3 protein-coding genes are annotated in these 1,765 nt (G+C 74.8%); all 3 read left to right on the top strand.

The window, feature by feature from the left end; translation table 11 throughout:
• A partial coding sequence (gene thiS / locus HW445_RS29715; RefSeq protein WP_180223914.1) for a sulfur carrier protein ThiS occupies positions 1-148 on the top strand: 148 nt, incomplete at its 5' end.
• Position 149: 1 nt separating this feature from the next.
• Positions 150-953 (top strand): thiazole synthase, encoded by an 804-nt coding sequence (locus HW445_RS29710; protein ID WP_308800163.1) that lies wholly within the window; start codon positions 150-152, stop codon positions 951-953.
• 71 nt (positions 954-1,024) lie between these two features.
• Positions 1,025-1,765, top strand: a 741-nt coding sequence (locus HW445_RS29705; protein ID WP_180223913.1) for a protein kinase, incomplete at its 3' end; no start/stop codon positions are given.

Genomic DNA, 1,765 nt, shown 5'->3' with positions numbered 1-1,765 from the left:
GGATGCCGCCGTCGCGCTGCTGACCCCGGCCCGCTCGGGGGTGGCCGCGGCGGTCAACGAGACCGTGGTGCCGCGTGACCGCTGGGCGGGCACGGTGCTCGCCGACGGGGACCGGGTCGAGATCCTGACCGCCGTCCAGGGAGGCTGACGTGACGCACGGGAAGAACGACGTGCTGGTGCTGGGCGGCCTGGAGCTCACCTCCCGGCTGATCATGGGCACCGGCGGCGCGAGCGGGCTCGACGTGCTGGAGCGCGCCCTGGTGGCCTCCGGCACGGAGCTGACCACGGTGGCGATGCGGCGGGTGAACCCCGCGAGCCACGGCTCGGTGCTGTCGGTGCTGGAGCGGCTGGGCATCCGGGTGCTGCCCAACACGGCGGGCTGCTTCACCGCCGGGGAGGCGGTGCTGACCGCCCGGCTGGCCCGGGAGGCGCTCGGCACCTCGCTGGTCAAGCTGGAGGTGGTCGCCGACGAGCGCACCCTGCTGCCGGACCCGGTGGAGCTGCTGGAGGCGGCCGAGACGCTGGTCGACGACGGGTTCACTGTGCTGCCGTACACCAGCGACGACCCGGTGCTGGCCCGGCGGCTGGAGGACGTGGGGTGTGCGGCGGTGATGCCGCTGGGCTCCCCGATCGGCTCCGGCCTGGGCATCCGCAACCCGCACAACTTCGAGCTGATGGTGGAGTCCGCCGGGGTCCCGGTGATCCTGGACGCCGGCGCGGGCACCGCGTCCGACGTGAGCTTCGCCATGGAACTGGGCTGCGCCGGTGTGATGCTCGCCTCGGCGGTGACCAGGGCACGGGACCCGGAGCTGATGGCGCTGGCGATGCGCCACGGCGTGGAGGCGGGCCGGCTGGCCCGGCTGGCCGGGCGGATCCCGCAGCGCCGCTTCGCCCACGCGTCCTCCCCCGCGGAGGGGCTGGCCGAGCTCGACCCGGAGCGCCCGGCGTTCTGAGGGGCGCCCGGCCGGCGTCCCGCGTCCGCCGGGCGGCTCCGGGCCCGCCGCGCCCCTCGTAGACTCGCTCCGTGGACACGACCCTTCAGGACCCGCTCCTCGGCCGCGTGCTCGACGGCCGCTACCGGGTCGACGCGCGCATCGCGGTCGGCGGCATGGCGACCGTCTACCGCGCGCTGGACACCCGCCTCGACCGGGTGCTCGCCCTCAAGGTGATGCACCCGTCGCTGGCGCAGGACGCCGGTTTCGTCGAGCGGTTCATCCGCGAGGCCAAGTCGGTGGCCCGGCTCGCGCATCCCAACGTGGTGCAGGTCTTCGACCAGGGCACCGACGGGGGTTACGTCTACCTGGCGATGGAGTACGTCGCCGGCTGCACCCTGCGGGACGTGCTGCGCGAGCGCGGGGCGCTCCAGCCGCGGGCCGCGCTGGACATCCTGGAGCCGGTGCTGGCCGCGCTCGGGGCCGCCCACCGGGCCGGGTTCGTGCACCGCGACATGAAGCCGGAGAACGTCCTGATAGGGGACGACGGCCGGGTGAAGGTCGCCGACTTCGGCCTGGTCAGGGCGGTGGACACGGTCACCGACAGCTCGGGCTCGGTGCTGGGCACGGTCTCCTACCTGGCCCCCGAGCAGATCGAGCGGGGCACCGTCGACCCGCGGGTCGACGTCTACGCCTGCGGCATCGTGCTCCACGAGATGCTGACGGGCGCGAAGCCGCACCAGGGCGACTCCCCCGCGCAGGTGCTCTTCCGCCACCTCAACGAGGACGTGCCGCCGCCCTCCGCCCTCGTGCCGGGGCTCGCCGCACCGCTG

The organism is Streptomyces sp. UH6, from assembly GCF_013421635.1.
Taxonomy (GTDB): Bacteria; Actinomycetota; Actinomycetes; order Streptomycetales; family Streptomycetaceae; genus Streptomyces; species Streptomyces abyssomicinicus.
This window is presented reverse-complemented; position numbering and strand designations above follow the sequence as displayed.